This is a genomic window from Alteromonas macleodii (genome assembly GCF_903772925.1).
GTDB classification, from domain to species: domain Bacteria; phylum Pseudomonadota; class Gammaproteobacteria; order Enterobacterales; family Alteromonadaceae; genus Alteromonas; species Alteromonas macleodii_A.
The window spans coordinates 2,097,278-2,114,718 of record NZ_LR812090.1 but is presented as its reverse complement, the minus strand read 5'-3'; the positions used below and the strand labels follow the sequence as shown (position 1 = coordinate 2,114,718).

Genomic DNA, 17,441 nt, shown 5'->3' with positions numbered 1-17,441 from the left:
CTATTCATATTGATACTTCGGGGAGCAAGGTGTAGCTTTTAATGAGCAGTAAACGCAATGACGCAATAAATAGTAAAATTTTAAGCGCCAAGCAGCCAGCATGAATAATAAAAAGCAAGGTTAAAACGATGACAATAATAACGAAAGCAAGCCAAGCCCTGCTCCTTTCAGGTCTACTGAGCCTAACATTCACTTCACCTAGTCACGCTGACGTAAACTATGCAGATAACTCTGGTTTTTCTATTACTAACGAAAGTGAGAGTGCGGCCCCTATCGAAGCCGTGTATTCTCACTTTATTCAAGACGTAGATAAGTGGTGGCCGAAAGATCACACTTGGTGGAAGGGCACGCTAAGTATTGATGAACAAGCCGGCGGTTGTTTTTGCGAAGTTACACAAACAGCAAGCGCGGCACACATGCAAATAAGCTATGTTGAGCCTAATAAAAAGGTAGTGATGACCGGCGGATTAGGACCTCTTCAAGAAATGGGCGTATCAGGTGCGCTTACTTGGGAATTCAGCACCGTAGAAGAAAACGTCTTATCGAACGATGATACAAAGCGCGAACCTTCACCTAAAACAAAGGTTACCCTTATCTATCACGCCTCTGGCAATATTCACTTCAATGGACAACGAGCGTCTAACGAGGACGCTGCCAATTTGGTTAAAGTTGTCGATAAAGTTCAGGCGCAGCAGCTAAATGCATTAACCGCCTTTAGCGATAAACAATTTAACGAAGTGGAAAAAGACAGCGCTAAACGATAATAGAAATGACCAGTAATAGGTCGCTATGTGAATTTTACGCGAGAGTTTAAGCAAATCATCTTCGTTAACGCGCCTAAATAGCTGCATTAATGCTCACTTTTCATGCAAGCAGAAATAAATATTGCCTAGTTCAGTGTTAAGCTATTGAGGCATGGCTTAGCGCTGGGTTATTCTATTGGGCTATATGTATGTAAAGTGGGAAGATCCCACGTGCGGTTAAATGGCAAGAATACAGGAGAGGTTACAAATTCTCTTGTAAATCGTTCGCCTTATGCCGCCCCATAAACGTTTTAACTTTTAATGCGGAAGCCTAAGTTTCATGGCCGATAATCAGTACAATCCGAAAGACATTGAACAGCGTGTTCAGCAATACTGGGAAGATAACCAATCTTTTAAAGCAAACGACGATGTAGATAAAGAAAAATTCTACTGCCTATCGATGTTTCCATATCCTAGTGGCCGACTTCACATGGGTCACGTGCGCAACTACACCATTGGTGACGTAATTAGCCGTTTCCAGCGTATGCAGGGTAAAAATGTATTGCAGCCTATGGGTTGGGATGCTTTCGGTCTACCGGCGGAAAATGCAGCGATTAACAACAACACTGCGCCGGCGAAATGGACATACTCCAACATTGATTACATGAAAAATCAGCTTCGCTCGTTGGGTTTTGGTTACGACTGGGACCGCGAAGTAACAACATGTAAATCTGATTACTACCGCTGGGAACAGTGGTTCTTCACACGCCTTTATGAAAAAGGCCTTGTGTACAAGAAAAACTCTACCGTGAACTGGGACCCTGTAGATCAAACTGTTCTGGCTAACGAGCAGGTAATTGACGGTCGCGGATGGCGTTCAGGGGCCTTAGTTGAACAAAAAGAAATTCCACAGTGGTTTATTAAAATTACTGACTACGCTGAAGAGCTTTTACAAGATTTAGAACAGCTTGAAGAATGGCCGGATCAAGTACGTGCCATGCAAGCAAACTGGATTGGCCGCTCTGAAGGTGTGGAAATCACGTTTGACCTAGCATCAGCGGTTAATGATATTGCCGATTTAACGGTATACACCACTCGTCCGGATACCTTCTACGGCGTAACCTATGTAGCAGTAGCGGCGCAGCACCCATTAGCTGAGTTTGCAGCGCAGTCTAATCCAGATTTAGCAGCCTTTATTGAAGAGTGTAAGAACACCAAAGTTGCAGAAGCTGAATTAGCGACGATGGAGAAAAAAGGCTTTGCCACTGGCTTTGAAGTTATCCACCCTTTAACTGGTGAAAAGCTTCCAATTTGGGTCGCTAACTTCGTGTTGATGGACTACGGTTCAGGCGCAGTTATGGCTGTACCAGGTCACGACCAACGCGACTGGGAGTTTGCCACAAAGTACGATTTGCCTATTAAGCAAGTTATTGCGCCAAATGCAGGCGATGAAGATAAATGCGACCTTTCAGCTTCTGCGTTTACAGAAAAAGGTAGCTTAATTAATTCGGAAAAATTTGACGGGCTTGAGTTCGATGCGGCATTTAACGGTATCGCTGATGAGCTTGAAAACAAAGGCTGTGGTAAGCGTAAAGTAAACTACCGTTTACGTGATTGGGGCGTAAGCCGACAGCGCTACTGGGGCGCGCCTATTCCAATGTTAAACTTGGAAAACGGTGAATCGGTTCCGGTTCCTGCTGACCAACTACCGGTTGTGTTACCGGAAGACGTAGAAATGAATGGCGTAACCTCGCCAATTAAAGCTGACCCCGAGTGGGCTAAGACCACATACAATGGTGAAGCTGCGTTACGTGAAACTGACACCTTTGATACCTTTATGGAGTCATCTTGGTATTACGCACGTTATGCAAGTGCTACCAACAACGATGCCATGCTTGACCCGACTTCAGCCAACTACTGGCTACCAGTAGATCAATATATCGGTGGTATCGAGCACGCCATCTTGCACTTGCTTTACTCGCGTTTCTTCCACAAATTGCTACGCGACGAAGGCTTGGTGAACACTGACGAGCCATTTAAGCGCCTATTGTGCCAAGGCATGGTATTAGCCGACTCTTACTACCGTGAAGACGCCTCTGGTAAGAAAACGTGGTTCTCGCCTACCGAAGTAAGCACAGAGAAAGACGACAAAGGCCGCATTGTTAAAGCGTGGCTGACAGCAGATGGCGAAGAAGTTATTCATGGCGGCATGACCAAAATGTCTAAGTCGAAGAATAACGGTATCGACCCGCAAGAAGTTATCGACCTGTACGGTGCCGATACAGTCCGTCTATTTACTATGTTTGCAGCGCCACCAGAGCAGACCCTAGAGTGGGTTGATTCTGGCGTAGAGGGTGCAAACCGTTTCTTACGTCGTATCTGGAAGCTTGTTACCGAGCACGTGGAAAAAGGCACGCCAGAAGCTATTGACGTTAAGTCACTGTCGAAAGACCAGCAGGCACTTCGCCGTGAAGTACACAAAACGATTGAGAAAGTGTCTGATGACTTGGGTCGTCGCCAAACCTTCAATACTGCGGTTGCTGCAGTAATGGAGCTACTGAATCACCTTCAAAAAGCGCCACAAGAAAACGCTCAAGACATCGCTATTATGCGCGAAGCTTGTGAGTCAATCTTGTTGCTACTTAACCCTATTACCCCGCACATCGCTCACGAGCTTTGGAAAGTACTAGGTCACAGTGAAGATATCGATTCAGCGCCATGGCCACAGGCAGATAAAGCGGCATTGGTTGAAGACGAGAAACTTATTATTGTTCAGGTTAACGGTAAGGTTCGCGCGAAAATGACCATCGCAGCTGATGCAAGCAAAGAGACAATTGAAGCGTCGGCGAAAGAGCAGCCTAACGTTCAGCAATTTATCGAAGGTAAAACCATTCGCAAAGTGATTGTTGTTCCTGGCAAGCTTGTCAATATTGTAGCTAACTAGGTCAGATGGTGATGAAAAAGCACTTACAATTTGTAGTCGCTGTGTTGGCTACCGTTTGGGTTACAGGCTGTGGTTTTCATTTGCGAAGCAGCCCTAGCCTACCTGACGACATTAACACGGTTGCCATTGAAAGTGCTCGAGCACACGCGCCCCTTGCGCGTGCGCTCGATAAACGCCTTAACGTTTATGGTTTATCCAGTGTTAACGTGGATAAAGCAACCCGCTCTAATCAACACGTAAGCATATACTTGCTACCAGAGAAATTAGAGCGCCAGCTGCTGTCTGTTTATCCGTCGGGACAAGTTGCTGAGTACGAGCTTATTTACGTAGTTCGTTATCGTGTTCAATTTCCCGGTAAAGAAGCGGTGATGGCCCAATTTGAAGTGGTACGTGACTATCAAGACGATCCGGACCAAGTGTTGGCAAAGTCTCGTGAACTTGAACTAATGTTAAGCGAAATGCGCAACGAGGCAGCAGATATTATGATTAGACGCCTTTCTAGTCAGGCAGTTGCTGCGCCTAACGTATCGTCATTATAAATCAAATATACATCAGAATTTTTCATGCAAATTTATCCAAACCAATTTAGCCAAGATATTTCAAAGGCATTACGTCCATGCTATTTGGTGTTTGGAGACGAGCCACAACAAAAATTTGATGTTATTGAGCAAATTCGCGCTAAAGCAAAGGCTAATGGTTTTGAAGAGCGCACTGTGCTTGTTGCTGAGACAGGCTTTAACTGGAACCAGTTAATTGAAGCTACGCAAAGCATGTCGCTTTTTTCTAGCCAGCAGTTTATTGAATTAGAGCTACCCACAGGAAAGCCCGGCACTGAAGGCAGCAAAATGCTGCAAGAAGTCGCGGCGTCTTTAGGCCCCGATATTCTGTTGCTCGTTCACGGCCCCAAAATAGGTAAAGACGTACAGCGCGGCAAATGGTTTAAGGTTCTTGATGAACTGGGCGTATCGGTACTTTGCTATCCGTTGGAAGGTAAGCAGCTAAACGCGTGGTTGAATCAACAGCTCAACGCCCATCAGCTTTCCGTGACCGCGTCAGGCGCCAAAATGATTGCCGATTTTTGTGAAGGCAACATGCTGGCCGCCAAGCAGGAAATTGACAAGCTCGCGCTGCTCTATCCGCAGCAATCTATATCAGATGAGCAAATTGAGCAGGCTATGGTGGACCAATCGCGCTTTAACGTGTTCCAACTGGTTGACGTAATGCTTAGCGGTGACAGCACTCGCTGTATCAAAATGCTCTATCGATTAGAAAGCGAAGGTCTAGAGCCAAACATTATTATCTGGGCGCTTGTGCGTGAATGGGAGCAGCTATGGAAACTAAAACTAGCTCAGCAAAGCGGCACACCTATACAGTGGCAAAAGTTTGGTATATGGCGCAATAGGCAAGGTTTCTATCAAAGTGCATTAAATCGTTTGAGCCTTGCACAGCTCGAAGACATACAAAAAGCACTAACGCGAGCTGATCATGCATTTAAACAAAATGTAATTGCCCGGCCCTATGTTGAAATGTGTCACCTTTGCATGATGTTCATGGGCATAGATCTCCGTGAAATCCCGCTGTTACAAGCGTAAAAGCCATATAAAGTATGAACAAGGTATAGACAAGGTTCGGACAAGGTAAATAAACTAGTGAGTCAATCACGCTCTTCTCAATCAAACCAACACGTAAAAGCTATCCTAGGCGGTACTTTTAACCCACCACATAAAGGTCATATTGGTGCTGCATTGAAGGCCGCTGATGAAGTGGGTATTGAGCGCGTTTATCTAATGCCGTGCAAATTAGCCCCCCATAAGTCGGTAGGCGTTTCAGAAACCCACCGGGTAAGAATGATTGAACTTTGTGCCCAAAACAATGACAGACTTATTCCAGAGTTAATTGAACTGACGCTTCCGTCACCCTCTTACACGGTAAAAACACTGCGAGCGTTGAGAGAAAAAAGCAATGATACAATCTGTTTTTTCATTGGCGCAGATTCACTGTATAATCTGGATAAATGGTACGAGTGGGAAGACCTGCTCGATTACTGTCACTTAGTGGTTATGCGCAGAGACGACGAAGAATTTTCGCCGCCTCCCGCAATACAAGCTTGGTTAGATTGTCATGTGGCTAACGATATAAATGTTATTCACGCAAAGCCTGCAGGCCATGTAGTGTTAACCAACACACCGCTGTTTAGTGTTTCATCTACTGAAATTCGTGACGTACTAGCAGGTGCTGCCACGTCTTACGAAGCGAATGCGCCAAACGCTTTAAAGGCTACTTCTGCCGAGTCTTGGCTAGAAGAAAGCGTATTAGCCTACATAAACGAACATCAGTTATATAAAAGTTAAGTAAGTGAGGAAAGCTCTTGGAGAGTCAACAGCTCAAACAGTTTGTTAAAGACAAAATTGACGACATGAAAGGCCGTGATGTTATCGAACTAGACGTTCGCGGCAAATCAACGATTACAGATACCATGATCATTTGTTCGGGTAACTCTAAACGCCACGTATCTTCTATTGCTGAAAACGTAATGGTTGAAGCAAAAAATGCCGGTCATGCTCCTGGGAGTGTGGAAGGTAAAGAAACAGGTGAATGGGTTCTTGTTGATTTTGGTGATGTTATCTTGCACGTTATGCAGGACGAAACCCGTGACTTCTACCAGTTAGAAAAACTGTGGGCGCAGTAATTTAGACGCCGGCTAGAAATACATAGCTACACGGTCGATAAAGGCCATACCTCATTAGCGTATGGCCTTTATTGTATAAGAGAAAAACTAATTCCTGCGGTAAGGGTACATTAAGTGCGTATACAAATTGTGGCGGTCGGAACAAAGATGCCAGGCTGGGTTAACACAGGCGTTGAAGAATTTATTCGTCGATTTCCCAACGATATGCCGGTGTCATTTACTGAAATTCCCGCTGGTAAACGGGGTAAGAACGCCGATATAAAGCGCATTTTAGAGAAAGAAGGCGAGCAAATGCTGGCTGCTATTCCTAAAGGAAACCGCGTTGTTACCTTAGAAGTAACGGGCAAGCCTTGGGACACCCCTACACTGGCTAAACAACTCAACAATTGGAAAATGGACGGGCGCGATGTAAGCCTTCTTATCGGCGGGCCTGAAGGATTGGCGCCTGAGTGTATCGCGGCGTCGGAACAGAAATGGTCCTTATCAGCCCTTACGCTCCCCCACCCTCTTGTTCGAATTATTCTTACCGAAAGCCTATACCGCGCATGGTCGGTCACGCAAAATCACCCGTACCACCGTGAATAAGAAATCGCTACACTAATGCAAAGGAAGTCAATGCCTCGAAAACGACAAGCAATTCGCGATCATTCTGCTGAGGCGAACTTGTTCGCTCGCCGCGCGACTATCGCTTTTATTATCGTTGTAGCCATGTTGGGCATTGTGCTAAACAACCTTTATTCTTTACAGGTTACCCAATTTGAAGATTACCAAACCCGCTCTAACGGTAATCGAATAAAAGTTTTACCCATAGCACCAAACCGCGGTCTTATTTACGACCGAAATGGTGTACTTTTAGCGGAAAACCGCCCGGTTTTTAGCTTAGAAGTCATTCCCGAACAGGTCGATGATATTGACCAGACCCTTGCTGATCTAACCGAATTAATGGACATCACAAGCGATGAGTTAGAGCGCTTTCAGTCAACGCTTAAGGGTACCCGTCGATTTAAACCCGTAGCCCTTCGCACACAATTAAGCGAAGAGGAAGTCGCGCTTTTTTCTGCCAGCAAACACAAATTTCCGGGCGTACAAATTGAAGCCCGTCTAGCTAGACATTATCCGTACAAAGAAACCCTCACCCACGCCCTCGGTTATGTGGCACGTATTAATAAACGCGACTTGCAAAAGCTTGTTGAAGCAGGACAAGAAGATAATTATGCGGCAACTCATGACATTGGCAAATTAGGTATTGAGAAATACCACGAAGAATTACTGCACGGTAAAGTCGGCTATCAGCAGGTTGAAGTAAACAATCAGGGTCGTATCATTCGTGTGCTGAGTGTTGAACCGCCAACGCCGGGCAAAGACATCGTACTTAACTTAGATTTAGAGCTTCAGTTAGAAGCTCAGCGAATAATAGAAGGTATGCGCGGCGCAGTAGTCGTAACCGATGTTAAAACCGGCGGCGTGCTCGCCCTATATTCTAACCCCAGCTACGACCCGAACTTATTCGTGCACGGTATCAGCAGTAAAAATTATTCCGCGCTGTTGAATTCACCCGACCGGCCACTTATTAACCGTGCTACTCAAGGTCAATACCCTCCTGCTTCTACCATCAAGCCTCATTTAGGTTTTGTTGGTCTTGAAGAAGGCGTTATTACAAAAGACTATACGGTTAACGATACGGGTCGCTATAAATTACCTAATGTATCTCATGTGTGGCGTGACTGGCGTCGATGGGGCCATGGTAAAGTAGATGTCTCGAAAGCCATTGAGGTGTCTTGTGACACCTACTACTACGAACTGGCCTATAAATTAGGGATCGATAAAATTAGTGAGTCTATGTATGAATTCGGCTTCGGAGATTTTACCGGCATCGATCTTTATGAAGAATCTGACGCGAATATGCCAAGCCGAGGTTGGAAGCGCGCACGATTCAATCAGCCTTGGTACATTGGCGACACTATACCTGTCGGTATAGGCCAAAGTTACTGGACCACTACCCCTGTGCAATTAAACACATCAGTTAACACGTTAATTAATGCCGGCGAACGCTATATCCCTCAGATTATTCGTGGCTATATGAATACAGATAGCTCTGTAGACCTTATCCCACTTAAGTCGCTTCGGCCTATAGAGATTAAAAACCGTGAAAATTTAGACGTGGTATTAAACGCCATGCGCGATGTGGTAAGTGGCGATGAAGGCGGAGCACGCCATGCGTTTGCAGATACGCCATATGATTCAGCGGGTAAAACAGGTACAGCGCAGCTCTTTACGGTTGGACAAAATGAAGAATACGACGCCAGTAAAATAGACGAGCGCCTTCGCGACAACGCCATGTACGTAGGTTTTGCACCTTTTGATGACCCAGAAATATCGGTAACTGTGGTACTTGAAAACGTAGGTGGTGGTAGTAAGAACGCGGCGCCTGTCGCGCGTCAAATCATGGACTTTTACTTTCGAGACCGTGTTTTTGAAACTGCCGACGTTAATACAGCAAGTAGTGAGAATAAATTAGGGGCAAACCAGTGAAGCGAACCACGATAAACCCTAATAAGATAAGCTTTCTTCAGCGAATTCACATTGATGGCTGGCTACTGGTTGGTCTGCTCGTACTAAGTTGTGTTGGACTATTTACGCTCTATTCTGCGTCTGGACAGGATATAGAGCAAATGGAGCGCCAGTTTATTAGGCTGGGATTTAGTTTTATCGTCATGTTCGCTCTAGCCCAAGCCCCTTTAGGCGTGTTTAGGTTTTTCTCAACCTATGCCTATGCTGCTGGCCTATTAATGCTTATAGCCGTACTGCTGTTTGGCGACATGGGTAAGGGCGCACAGCGCTGGCTCGATCTAGGCTTTATTCGTTTTCAGCCTTCTGAATTAATGAAGCTTGCCGTACCTATGATGGTAGCGTGGTATATCAGTAAATTCACCATGCCGCCACGCACCACGCATATCATTGTTGGTTTTGGCCTGGTGGTTGTGCCCACCATCCTGATTGCTAAGCAACCCGATTTAGGAACTTCACTGCTGATAGCAAGCTCGGGGATTTTTGCCATATTTCTGGCCGGAATGAGTTGGCGACTTATTTCTATCGTCGGCGGTCTTATTGGTGCCTTTACGCCTGTTATGTGGTTTTTCTTAATGAAAGATTATCAGAAACAACGAGTTCTTACCTTCTTGAACCCAGAAAGTGACCCTCTCGGTTCTGGCTACCACATTATTCAATCTAAAATTGCCATTGGTTCAGGCGGGGTTGACGGTAAAGGCTGGCTACAGGGTACCCAATCTCAGTTAGAGTTTTTGCCAGAACGCCATACCGACTTTATTTTTTCTGTATTTAGCGAAGAATTTGGTCTTACGGGTGTCATGTGCTTAATGGCAATTTATATTTTTATCATTATGCGCGGACTGATTATCTCAAGTCGCGCACAAGATGCTTATGCGAAACTACTCGGCGGTAGTATCACGCTTACCTTTTTCGTTTATGTATTTGTCAACATGGGCATGGTTTCAGGATTACTCCCAGTGGTAGGCGTCCCCTTACCCTTAGTGAGTTTTGGTGGAACATCTATGGTGACTTTGATGGCAGGTTTTGGCATTCTTATGGCCATTGCCACTCAAAAACGTTTAATGTCTAGATAACTTGTATGTTTCAACGCCTTTTCTCGGTACTTGATTTAGTTAATGTAAGCGCATTTCAAGCAAGCTTACCAAACGCATTTGCGCGTAAACACTTTATGCGTTGCGGCGCGGCTGTATTTACCGCCATCTTGTTAGCTGGTTGTCAAAGCGCGCCTTCTCAGTCTAGCCGATACACTCAACAGCAAGATTCTGCACCAAAACATGTTGCAAAAAAGCCTGAAACATTAGACGCGGTCCCCAAATACGAAGCCTATCGCATGTTCAACAGCAGGCCATATAAAGTATTGGGCAAACACTATACGCCTATGAATAGCGGTAAAGGCTATGAAGAGGTAGGCTATGCAAGTTGGTACGGCCAGAAGTTTCATGGTCATTTAACCTCAAACGGTGAAACCTACAACATGTTTGCTATGAGCGCCGCTCATAAAACATTGCCGCTTCCATCTTATGTACGCGTTACTAATTTAGAAAACAACAAGCAAGCCATAGTTCGTGTTAACGACCGCGGTCCTTTTCATGATAATAGGATTATAGATTTATCATACGCCGCCGCAGTGAAACTTGGCTATCACAGTAAAGGCACTGCAAAAGTTAAATTGGAAGTTATTCATTTTGACGAACAAAACAATGTCACGGTAGGCAATAACCCAACGGTGACCTACGATGAGTACTTAGGCATAGCTGTAACTCCTCCTCGAGAGATAGCCAGTACGTCGCCTAAGCCCCCTCTTGACCCAGCAAAAGCTGATAAAACAGCAACTAAACCTAGCAGCAATACCGTTGCCGATGCTGTCTATATACAAGTTGCAGCGCTCTCAAACGCTGAAAAGGCAAAGTCTATTTCCAACGTACTATCGGCCTTGTATCAAATTCCCGCTCACCTGCCGGTAGCTGATAACATTTATAAACTCCAGCTTGGGCCTATTCACGACGAAGCTGTTGTGGCAGAGGTGCTCGAGCAATTAAAGCAAAACGGTTACCCTAACGCTTACGCAATTACACAAACGCTATAAGCAGTTACCGAGTACTCAATCTCACAGCTTTTTTGTACGGAGATATACATACCCATAGAAGGTTGCGCCCCCGCATAAAAATATAAGCTTGTTGTCTTGCCAGCTTATTCCCGCTCATAAAATCAACGACATTGTGGCAGCTTTGTGTCATTCAGCAGGCAATATCACGGTTTCTTCGTCTTATCCCTACTATCCCTTAAACTTTTTTGATAAAACCTAGTCTTATAAGCAGCCTTTCGTTAAGATCTCGTACTGCCCAAAGAAAATATGGGTAAATAGTCAGAGTTCGGTTACGAACTGGACAAAAGCTAAAATTGGGTAGCCATGTTTTAAGGTATTCGCTTCGCGGTTATCGCAATAACAGGGTAAGCTTTAACTCACACGGATAAACGGTCAAAGAAATTAGAACCATGCTCAGAATAATTCAACGCGCTAAACCGTCATTACTTTCATTTGCCTTTTTGGTGATGGGGACATTACTGCACACAGCTAACGCTGCTGTAGTGACACCGCCAGCCCCCACTGTAGCTGCAGAAGGTTTTTTACTTACCGACTATGAAACCGGTAACGTTATTGCGTCAAAAAACGCAGATATGCAGCTTGCACCAGCAAGCTTAACCAAAATAATGACGATTTATGTCATTGGTAAAGAGCTTCAAGCGGGCAACATTAGTCTGGACGATGAAGTCACTATTTCTGAAAATGCATGGGCGAAGAAATTCCCAGATTCATCAAAAATGTTCATCGAAGTAGGAACACAGGTTTCTGTAAGTGATTTACTTCGCGGTATCGTGGTGCAATCAGGAAACGATGCCTGTGTTGCAATGGCCGAACACGTAGCGGGCTCTGAGTCTGCGTTTGCTAGCATGATGAATGCTCACTCAGCATCACTTGGTATGACAAGTTCTCACTGGGTAAACGCACACGGCTTGCACGACCCAGACCACTACACTACACCACGTGACATGGCTGTGTTGTCTCGCGCGCTTATTGCTGAGACACCAGAAATGTACAAAATTTACAGCGAAAAAGAATTTACCTACAACGGTATTAAGCAATACAACCGCAACAGCCTATTATGGGATAAAAGCTTAAACGTTGACGGTATCAAGACTGGCCACACGTCTGACGCGGGTTACAGCTTAATCACTTCAGCGGAACAAGGTGGAATGCGCCTAATCTCAGTGGTTATGGGTACAGACAGCGAACGTGCGCGTAAAGTTGAAAACAAAAAGCTGCTTAAATACGGCTTCCGTTTTTACGAAACACTAACGCCATATGAAGCTGGTCATAGTTTTGTAGCGCACCGTATCTACATGGGTGATAGAGAAACCGTAGACCTTGGAATTAATCAATCTACCCCCATTACTATTCCGCGCGGTCAGGCGGCAAACTTAGAAGCTAACTTTGAGCTTGACGACAAGCTAGAAGCGCCGCTTGCAAAAGGCCAAGTTGTTGGGAAACTTTACCTGCAGCTAGATGGTGAAGACGTAGCGAGTTACCCTTTGGTAACACTTCAAGAAGTAAAAGAAGGCAGCTTCTTTAACCGCGCTAAAGACTACATTATGCTTCAGCTAGGTTTTGACGACGAGTAAGTTACCATACTGAAAACGTTAAAAAGCTAGTTGTGAAGCGGCCAGATTTGTTACAATCTGGCCGTTTTTTTATATGATATTTTAAGTACCAAGGATATCGCATGGATACCCGTTTCGACGAACTACTAGATTTTCCAACAAACCAAACCTTTAAAGTAATGGGCGTTGCCCACGAAGACCTACCAGAACAAGTAGTAGGATGTCTTCAAAAGCATGCACCTGGCGACTATTCACCTACGGTGAAACCAAGCAGTAAAGGTACTTACCACTCGGTGTCTGTTAGCGTGCGTGTTACCAGTAAAGAGCATATGGAAACCATTTACACTGAGTTAGCTAAATTAGAGCTTGTTAGGGTTGTACTTTAAGTGAATGAGCAGTCGACATCGGCTACCGTAGATGGCGTTATTGTACGTCAACTAGGTCGTCAGCCTTATGCGCCAATCTTTGAAGCGATGAAACGCTTTACTGATGAGCGCGACCAGAATACAACTGATGAAATTTGGCTTGTGGAACACGATGCGGTATTTACTCAAGGGCAAGCGGGTAAAGCTGAGCACATACTGATGCCTGGCGATATACCCGTGGTTCAGGTAGACCGTGGCGGTCAAGTTACCTACCATGGTCCAGGCCAGCAAGTCATTTATTTGATGCTTAACATAAAGCGCCGCAAGCTAGGCGTGCGTCATTTAGTCACTGCAATGGAAGAAGCAGTGGTCGGACTACTTGCCAAGTATGATGTAAAGGCCTATCCAAAGCCCGACGCGCCTGGGGTATACGTCGACGAGAAGAAAGTCTGTTCGCTAGGTTTAAGAATACGTAATGGCTGCTCGTTTCACGGTTTGGCTTTAAATGTTAATATGGACCTATCACCGTTTCAGCGTATCAACCCATGTGGTTACGCCGGTATGGAAATGATCGATACCGCGCGCCTTAATGGTCCAACGACACTTGAAACCGCTGGTAAGGAATTAACGCACCTGTTGCTAGAAGCGCTTTCCCTTGCACAGCCAACATATAAAGAAGGTTTTGATGAGTAACGCACGACCTCAAGCGGGGGTAAAACTTCGCGATGATGAAAAAGTAAAACACATACCCGTCACCATTATTCCTACAGAAAAGGAAGAAATGCTGCGCAAGCCTGAGTGGATCAAAATCAAACTTCCTCGCACTACCGAGAAAATTGACCACATTAAGAAAACCCTGCGCAAAAACAATCTTCACTCTGTGTGTGAAGAAGCAAGCTGCCCTAACCTAGCAGAGTGTTTTAATCACGGTACCGCCACCTTCATGATTTTAGGTGATATTTGTACCCGTCGATGCCCATTCTGCGACGTAGCCCATGGTAAGCCGCTTCCGCCAAGTGCAGAAGAGCCTGAAAAACTCGCCAAAACCATCGCTGAAATGAATCTGCGTTATGTGGTGATCACTTCGGTTGACCGCGATGACCTTCGCGATGGCGGAGCACAACATTTCGTAGACTGCATAAACGCAATTCGCGAACACAGCCCTTCGACAACCATTGAAGTGTTAGTCCCTGATTTCCGTGGCCGTATGGACCGTGCGCTTGAGATTTTCAAAAACGGCGTACCCGACGTATTTAACCACAACCTTGAAACCATTCCGCGCTTATACCGCGAGTGTCGTCCAGGTGCAAACTATCAGTGGTCACTGGACTTACTTAAAAAGTTCAAAGCACAGCACCCAGATGTTATGACTAAGTCAGGTCTTATGATGGGAATGGGTGAAGAAAACGAAGAGATTCAAGGTGTACTTGATGACTTACGTGCACACGATGTAGATATGCTTACTTTAGGTCAATACCTCCAGCCAAGCCGTCACCACTACCCGGTTAAACGTTATGTTCACCCGAAAGAGTTCGATGCTCTAGGTGACTATGCTAAAGAGATCGGCTTCACTCATGCAGCATGCGGCCCTATGGTTCGCTCTAGCTACCACGCCGACCAACAGGCAGCGGGCAAGGAAGTAAAATAAAAAATGTGACATAAAGCGGTGGTCTTCACCGCTTTTTTTTGCCCCTATTTCTGAGTGACAAACCCACAGGTATTGTTAGAATGCCCTCAAAATACGCAGTACCTTTTTTTCAAGGGCTTTGAAGGGTAAGAGCATTTTCATGCGCAAACATATTTATATCGCCTATACAGGCGGAACAATTGGTATGAAGCCATCTAAACAAGGCTACGTTCCAGCCGCCGGCTTCCTGTCAGACACGCTTAAAAATATGCCTGAGTTTCATCGTTCGGAGATGCCCCTTTTTACGCTCCATGAATACGACAATCTCATTGATTCTTCAGATATGGATCCCACGGATTGGCAGCGTATTGCCGATGATATCGCCAATAACTACGACAAGTATGACGGCTTCATTATATTGCATGGCACTGACACAATGGCTTACACGGCCTCAGCGCTAAGCTTTATGTTAGAGGACTTGTCTAAGCCAGTAATAGTGACTGGGTCACAAATCCCTTTAGCTGAGCTTCGTTCTGACGGCCAAGTTAACTTACTCAATGCGTTATTTGTAGCCGCGAACTTTCCTATCGCTGAGGTCGGGCTTTTCTTTAATAACCGACTTTTACGTGGTAACCGAAGCCGTAAAGTTGATGCAGACGGGTTTAGCGCATTCGACTCTCCTAACTTCCCTCCTCTATTGGAGGCTGGCATTAATATCCGCCTTAAGGCAGGAGAACTCGCAAAAGCGCCCACAAACAACTTAACCGTATCTAACGTGTCGGCACAGCCTATCGGCATGGTGAGTTTATACCCAGGCATAGCACCAGAGGTAATTAAAAACACCCTGCAGCAGCCTGTAAATGCACTAATCTTACTTAGCTACGGCGTGGGGAATGCCCCCCAGAACCCTGAGCTTATTGCACAGCTTAAATACGCTAAATCTCGTGAGATACCGGTTTTAAATTGCACCCAATGTATGCGAGGTCGCGTGAATATGGGGGGTTATGCAACAGGACACGGTTTGCAAGAAGTGGGCGTCTTGTCAGGTAGTGATATGACCCCTGAAGCCGCTCTTGCCAAACTGCACTATTTGTTAAGTAAAGGGCTTCCTTTTGAAGATGTCTGTAAGTTGCTAACGCAAAATCTGCGTGGCGAATTAAGCGACTAAGCTTACATAAAAGGTTAACGCTGAAGGCTCTATTTAAAACTTAGCAATAGTGCCAAGTAAGAAAGATTTCAAAGAGTAAAGGTTTAAAAAGTGACAACAAACTATTCAGGTATGCTGAAAAAGATGCGTACCTCTGCTGACGAAAATAACAAGGTTAACTACACACTGCCTATTGGCGATGCATTACTGGATATCAACGAACTTATCGGTAAAGAGGTGTCCGTTACTTTTTCCGGTGAGATTAACTGTGTTCATTGTAATCGTAAAACTAAGAAAAGTTTTAACCAAGGGTATTGCTACCCCTGCCTAATTTCACTTGCTCAATGCGACAGTTGTATTATTAAACCAGAAAAGTGCCACTACCACGAGGGTACGTGTAGAGAGCCTCAATGGGGCGAAGAACATTGCTTTAGCGAACACTTTGTTTACTTAGCAAATACAGGTACCGTAAAAGTAGGTATTACCCGTCAAGTCACAGACGGCGTATCTACACGCTGGATGGACCAAGGTGCAACACAGGCTACTGTTATGTTGCGCGTGCCTGACAGGCTGACAAGTGGTTTAGTTGAAACCTTATGCAAAGACCATATTGCCGACAAAACTAATTGGCGCACCATGCTTAAAGGAAAGCCCGATGAGGTCGACTTAGAGCAGGTTAAATCAGAGCTGATGAGCAAAATTGAAAATGATTTAGAGGCGCTTAAAAAAGAGAAAGGTCTTCAAGCCGTTTCAGAAGTGTCTACGCCGATACACGATATTCACTACCCGGTAGAAGAATACCCAATTAAGATAAAATCTTTGAATCTTGATAAGGACCCGTCGTTTAGCGGCGTGTTGCAGGGGGTTAAAGGTCAGTATTGGATGCTAGACGGTGACCGCGTTATCAATATAAGAAAGTTCGCGGGCTACAACGTAAATCTATCGTTTTAAAACGTCTGTCAGATCTGTTGTTGGGTCTGTTGTTAGTTAATAGCAACAACAGACCCGTATTGTCAACAGCTAGCTATGGATATCGTTTACTGTGATGACTTAGCGAGAAAACTAACACTTACTGCCAATATTCAAAGTAGTCATCACTATTTCTTTGCGGCTTAGGTGCGGGTTCAAACGCCGGCGTTCCTAGATATAAGAAACCCACTAGTTCATCCTCTTCGCTTAAACCTAACCCGTTTCTCACTGTTTCACAGTGCGCATAGCCACCAGTACGCCACATTCCATTAAATCCCTGTGCAACTGCAGCCATTTGCATGGCCATAACACCACAGCTTGCAGAAGCAATTTGCTCAACACGGGGCACTTTTTCGTGTTCTTTGTGTTTTGCAATAGCAACAATTATCATAGGCGCGCGCTTCGGGAGTTGAACTGCACGCTCAATTTCCTTTTGCGTCTTTTCATTTTTTATCGCTGACTGCTCATATAGGGCACCCAGTTTATCTAGGCCCTTACCTGTACATACAATGAAACGCCACGGCGTTAAGCACGCGTGGTCTGGTGCTCGAAGGGCTGCCTGCATGATATTTTCCAAGGCATCACCACTTGGCGCAGGTGCTTCCAGCCGAGGCTGAGAGCTTCTATTAAGTAATAATGTTAATGCGTCCATTTACGTCCCTACTTTTCACTCATATGGTTGTTGGCTCATATGGTTGTTGGCCCATATGCTAGCGCGTAATTAAA

The 17,441-nt window shown here is 45.2% G+C and carries 17 protein-coding genes; 16 read left to right on the top strand and 1 reads right to left on the bottom strand.

The genetic code is table 11. From position 1 onward, the window contains the following. The first annotated feature begins 128 nt into the window (after positions 1-128). The 16 genes from PCAR9_RS09120 to PCAR9_RS09045 all read left to right on the top strand — a co-directional run bounded on the left by PCAR9_RS09120 (position 129) and on the right by PCAR9_RS09045 (position 16,697). Complete coding sequence (locus PCAR9_RS09120; protein ID WP_179983324.1) at positions 129-764, top strand: hypothetical protein; 636 nt, start codon at positions 129-131, stop codon at positions 762-764. A gap of 319 nt (positions 765-1,083) precedes the next feature. Then, the gene (gene leuS / locus PCAR9_RS09115; protein ID WP_179983323.1) at positions 1,084-3,687 is read left to right on the top strand and encodes a leucine--tRNA ligase; all 2,604 of its coding nucleotides are present in this window, start codon (positions 1,084-1,086) and stop codon (positions 3,685-3,687) included. Between the two features lie 11 nt (positions 3,688-3,698). Next, on the top strand, positions 3,699-4,226 hold the full coding sequence (locus PCAR9_RS09110; RefSeq protein ID WP_179983322.1) for an LPS-assembly lipoprotein LptE: 528 nt from the start codon (positions 3,699-3,701) through the stop codon (positions 4,224-4,226). Between the two features lie 24 nt (positions 4,227-4,250). Continuing rightward, positions 4,251-5,279: a DNA polymerase III subunit delta gene (gene holA, locus PCAR9_RS09105; protein ID WP_179983321.1), complete on the top strand. Its 1,029-nt coding sequence runs from the start codon at positions 4,251-4,253 to the stop codon at positions 5,277-5,279. 57 nt (positions 5,280-5,336) lie between these two features. Then, complete coding sequence (gene nadD, locus PCAR9_RS09100) at positions 5,337-6,038, top strand: nicotinate (nicotinamide) nucleotide adenylyltransferase (RefSeq protein WP_179983320.1); 702 nt, start codon at positions 5,337-5,339, stop codon at positions 6,036-6,038. Positions 6,039-6,055: 17 nt separating this feature from the next. Next, entirely contained in the window at positions 6,056-6,376 is a 321-nt protein-coding gene (rsfS, locus tag PCAR9_RS09095) for a ribosome silencing factor (protein ID WP_118495087.1), read from the top strand. A 114-nt stretch (positions 6,377-6,490) separates the two neighbouring features. Then, positions 6,491-6,961: a 23S rRNA (pseudouridine(1915)-N(3))-methyltransferase RlmH gene (gene rlmH, locus PCAR9_RS09090; protein ID WP_179983319.1), complete on the top strand. Its 471-nt coding sequence runs from the start codon at positions 6,491-6,493 to the stop codon at positions 6,959-6,961. Between the two features lie 30 nt (positions 6,962-6,991). Next, positions 6,992-8,908, top strand: a complete 1,917-nt coding sequence (gene mrdA, locus PCAR9_RS09085) for a penicillin-binding protein 2 (RefSeq protein WP_179983318.1) — start codon at positions 6,992-6,994, stop codon at positions 8,906-8,908. Further along, positions 8,905-10,020 (top strand): rod shape-determining protein RodA, encoded by a 1,116-nt coding sequence (rodA, locus tag PCAR9_RS09080; protein WP_179983317.1) that lies wholly within the window; start codon positions 8,905-8,907, stop codon positions 10,018-10,020. The genes mrdA and rodA overlap by 4 nt, the downstream gene beginning before the upstream one ends. A 5-nt stretch (positions 10,021-10,025) precedes the next feature. Further along, positions 10,026-11,033, top strand: a complete 1,008-nt coding sequence (locus PCAR9_RS09075) for a septal ring lytic transglycosylase RlpA family protein (protein WP_179983316.1) — start codon at positions 10,026-10,028, stop codon at positions 11,031-11,033. A gap of 410 nt (positions 11,034-11,443) precedes the next feature. Next, on the top strand, positions 11,444-12,628 hold the full coding sequence (locus tag PCAR9_RS09070) for a D-alanyl-D-alanine carboxypeptidase family protein (RefSeq protein ID WP_179983315.1): 1,185 nt from the start codon (positions 11,444-11,446) through the stop codon (positions 12,626-12,628). 101 nt (positions 12,629-12,729) lie between these two features. Next, complete coding sequence (ybeD, locus tag PCAR9_RS09065; RefSeq protein ID WP_179983314.1) at positions 12,730-12,993, top strand: DUF493 family protein YbeD; 264 nt, start codon at positions 12,730-12,732, stop codon at positions 12,991-12,993. A gap of 87 nt (positions 12,994-13,080) precedes the next feature. Then, positions 13,081-13,665, top strand: a complete 585-nt coding sequence (gene lipB, locus PCAR9_RS09060) for a lipoyl(octanoyl) transferase LipB (protein WP_420000790.1) — start codon at positions 13,081-13,083, stop codon at positions 13,663-13,665. Then, complete coding sequence (gene lipA / locus PCAR9_RS09055; protein ID WP_179983312.1) at positions 13,658-14,620, top strand: lipoyl synthase; 963 nt, start codon at positions 13,658-13,660, stop codon at positions 14,618-14,620. The genes lipB and lipA overlap by 8 nt, the downstream gene beginning before the upstream one ends. A gap of 139 nt (positions 14,621-14,759) precedes the next feature. Beyond that, positions 14,760-15,767, top strand: a complete 1,008-nt coding sequence (ansA, locus tag PCAR9_RS09050) for an asparaginase (protein WP_179983311.1) — start codon at positions 14,760-14,762, stop codon at positions 15,765-15,767. 90 nt (positions 15,768-15,857) lie between these two features. Next, entirely contained in the window at positions 15,858-16,697 is an 840-nt protein-coding gene (locus PCAR9_RS09045) for a DUF2797 domain-containing protein (RefSeq protein ID WP_179983310.1), read from the top strand. Positions 16,698-16,815: 118 nt separating this feature from the next. Here the strand turns inward: PCAR9_RS09045 and PCAR9_RS09040 are convergent, their stop codons facing one another. After that, on the bottom strand, positions 16,816-17,367 hold the full coding sequence (locus PCAR9_RS09040; RefSeq protein ID WP_179983309.1) for an NAD(P)H nitroreductase: 552 nt from the start codon (positions 17,365-17,367) through the stop codon (positions 16,816-16,818). Positions 17,368-17,441: the final 74 nt, after the last annotated feature.

What these genes read in the sequence shown, in the direction of transcription:
- leuS (WP_179983323.1), top strand. Translation starts at nt 1,084, where the DNA reads ATGGCCGATAATCAGTACAATCCGAAAGACATTGAACAGCGTGTTCAG.
- PCAR9_RS09075 (WP_179983316.1), top strand. Translation starts at nt 10,026, where the DNA reads ATGTTTCAACGCCTTTTCTCGGTACTTGATTTAGTTAATGTAAGCGCA.
- PCAR9_RS09070 (WP_179983315.1), top strand. Translation starts at nt 11,444, where the DNA reads ATGCTCAGAATAATTCAACGCGCTAAACCGTCATTACTTTCATTTGCC.
- PCAR9_RS09120 (WP_179983324.1), top strand. Translation starts at nt 129, where the DNA reads ATGACAATAATAACGAAAGCAAGCCAAGCCCTGCTCCTTTCAGGTCTA.
- PCAR9_RS09040 (WP_179983309.1), bottom strand. Translation starts at nt 17,367, where the DNA reads ATGGACGCATTAACATTATTACTTAATAGAAGCTCTCAGCCTCGGCTG.
- ybeD (WP_179983314.1), top strand. Translation starts at nt 12,730, where the DNA reads ATGGATACCCGTTTCGACGAACTACTAGATTTTCCAACAAACCAAACC.
- mrdA (WP_179983318.1), top strand. Translation starts at nt 6,992, where the DNA reads ATGCCTCGAAAACGACAAGCAATTCGCGATCATTCTGCTGAGGCGAAC.
- lipA (WP_179983312.1), top strand. Translation starts at nt 13,658, where the DNA reads ATGAGTAACGCACGACCTCAAGCGGGGGTAAAACTTCGCGATGATGAA.
- PCAR9_RS09110 (WP_179983322.1), top strand. Translation starts at nt 3,699, where the DNA reads ATGAAAAAGCACTTACAATTTGTAGTCGCTGTGTTGGCTACCGTTTGG.
- lipB (WP_420000790.1), top strand. Translation starts at nt 13,081, where the DNA reads ATGAAACGCTTTACTGATGAGCGCGACCAGAATACAACTGATGAAATT.
- holA (WP_179983321.1), top strand. Translation starts at nt 4,251, where the DNA reads ATGCAAATTTATCCAAACCAATTTAGCCAAGATATTTCAAAGGCATTA.
- ansA (WP_179983311.1), top strand. Translation starts at nt 14,760, where the DNA reads ATGCGCAAACATATTTATATCGCCTATACAGGCGGAACAATTGGTATG.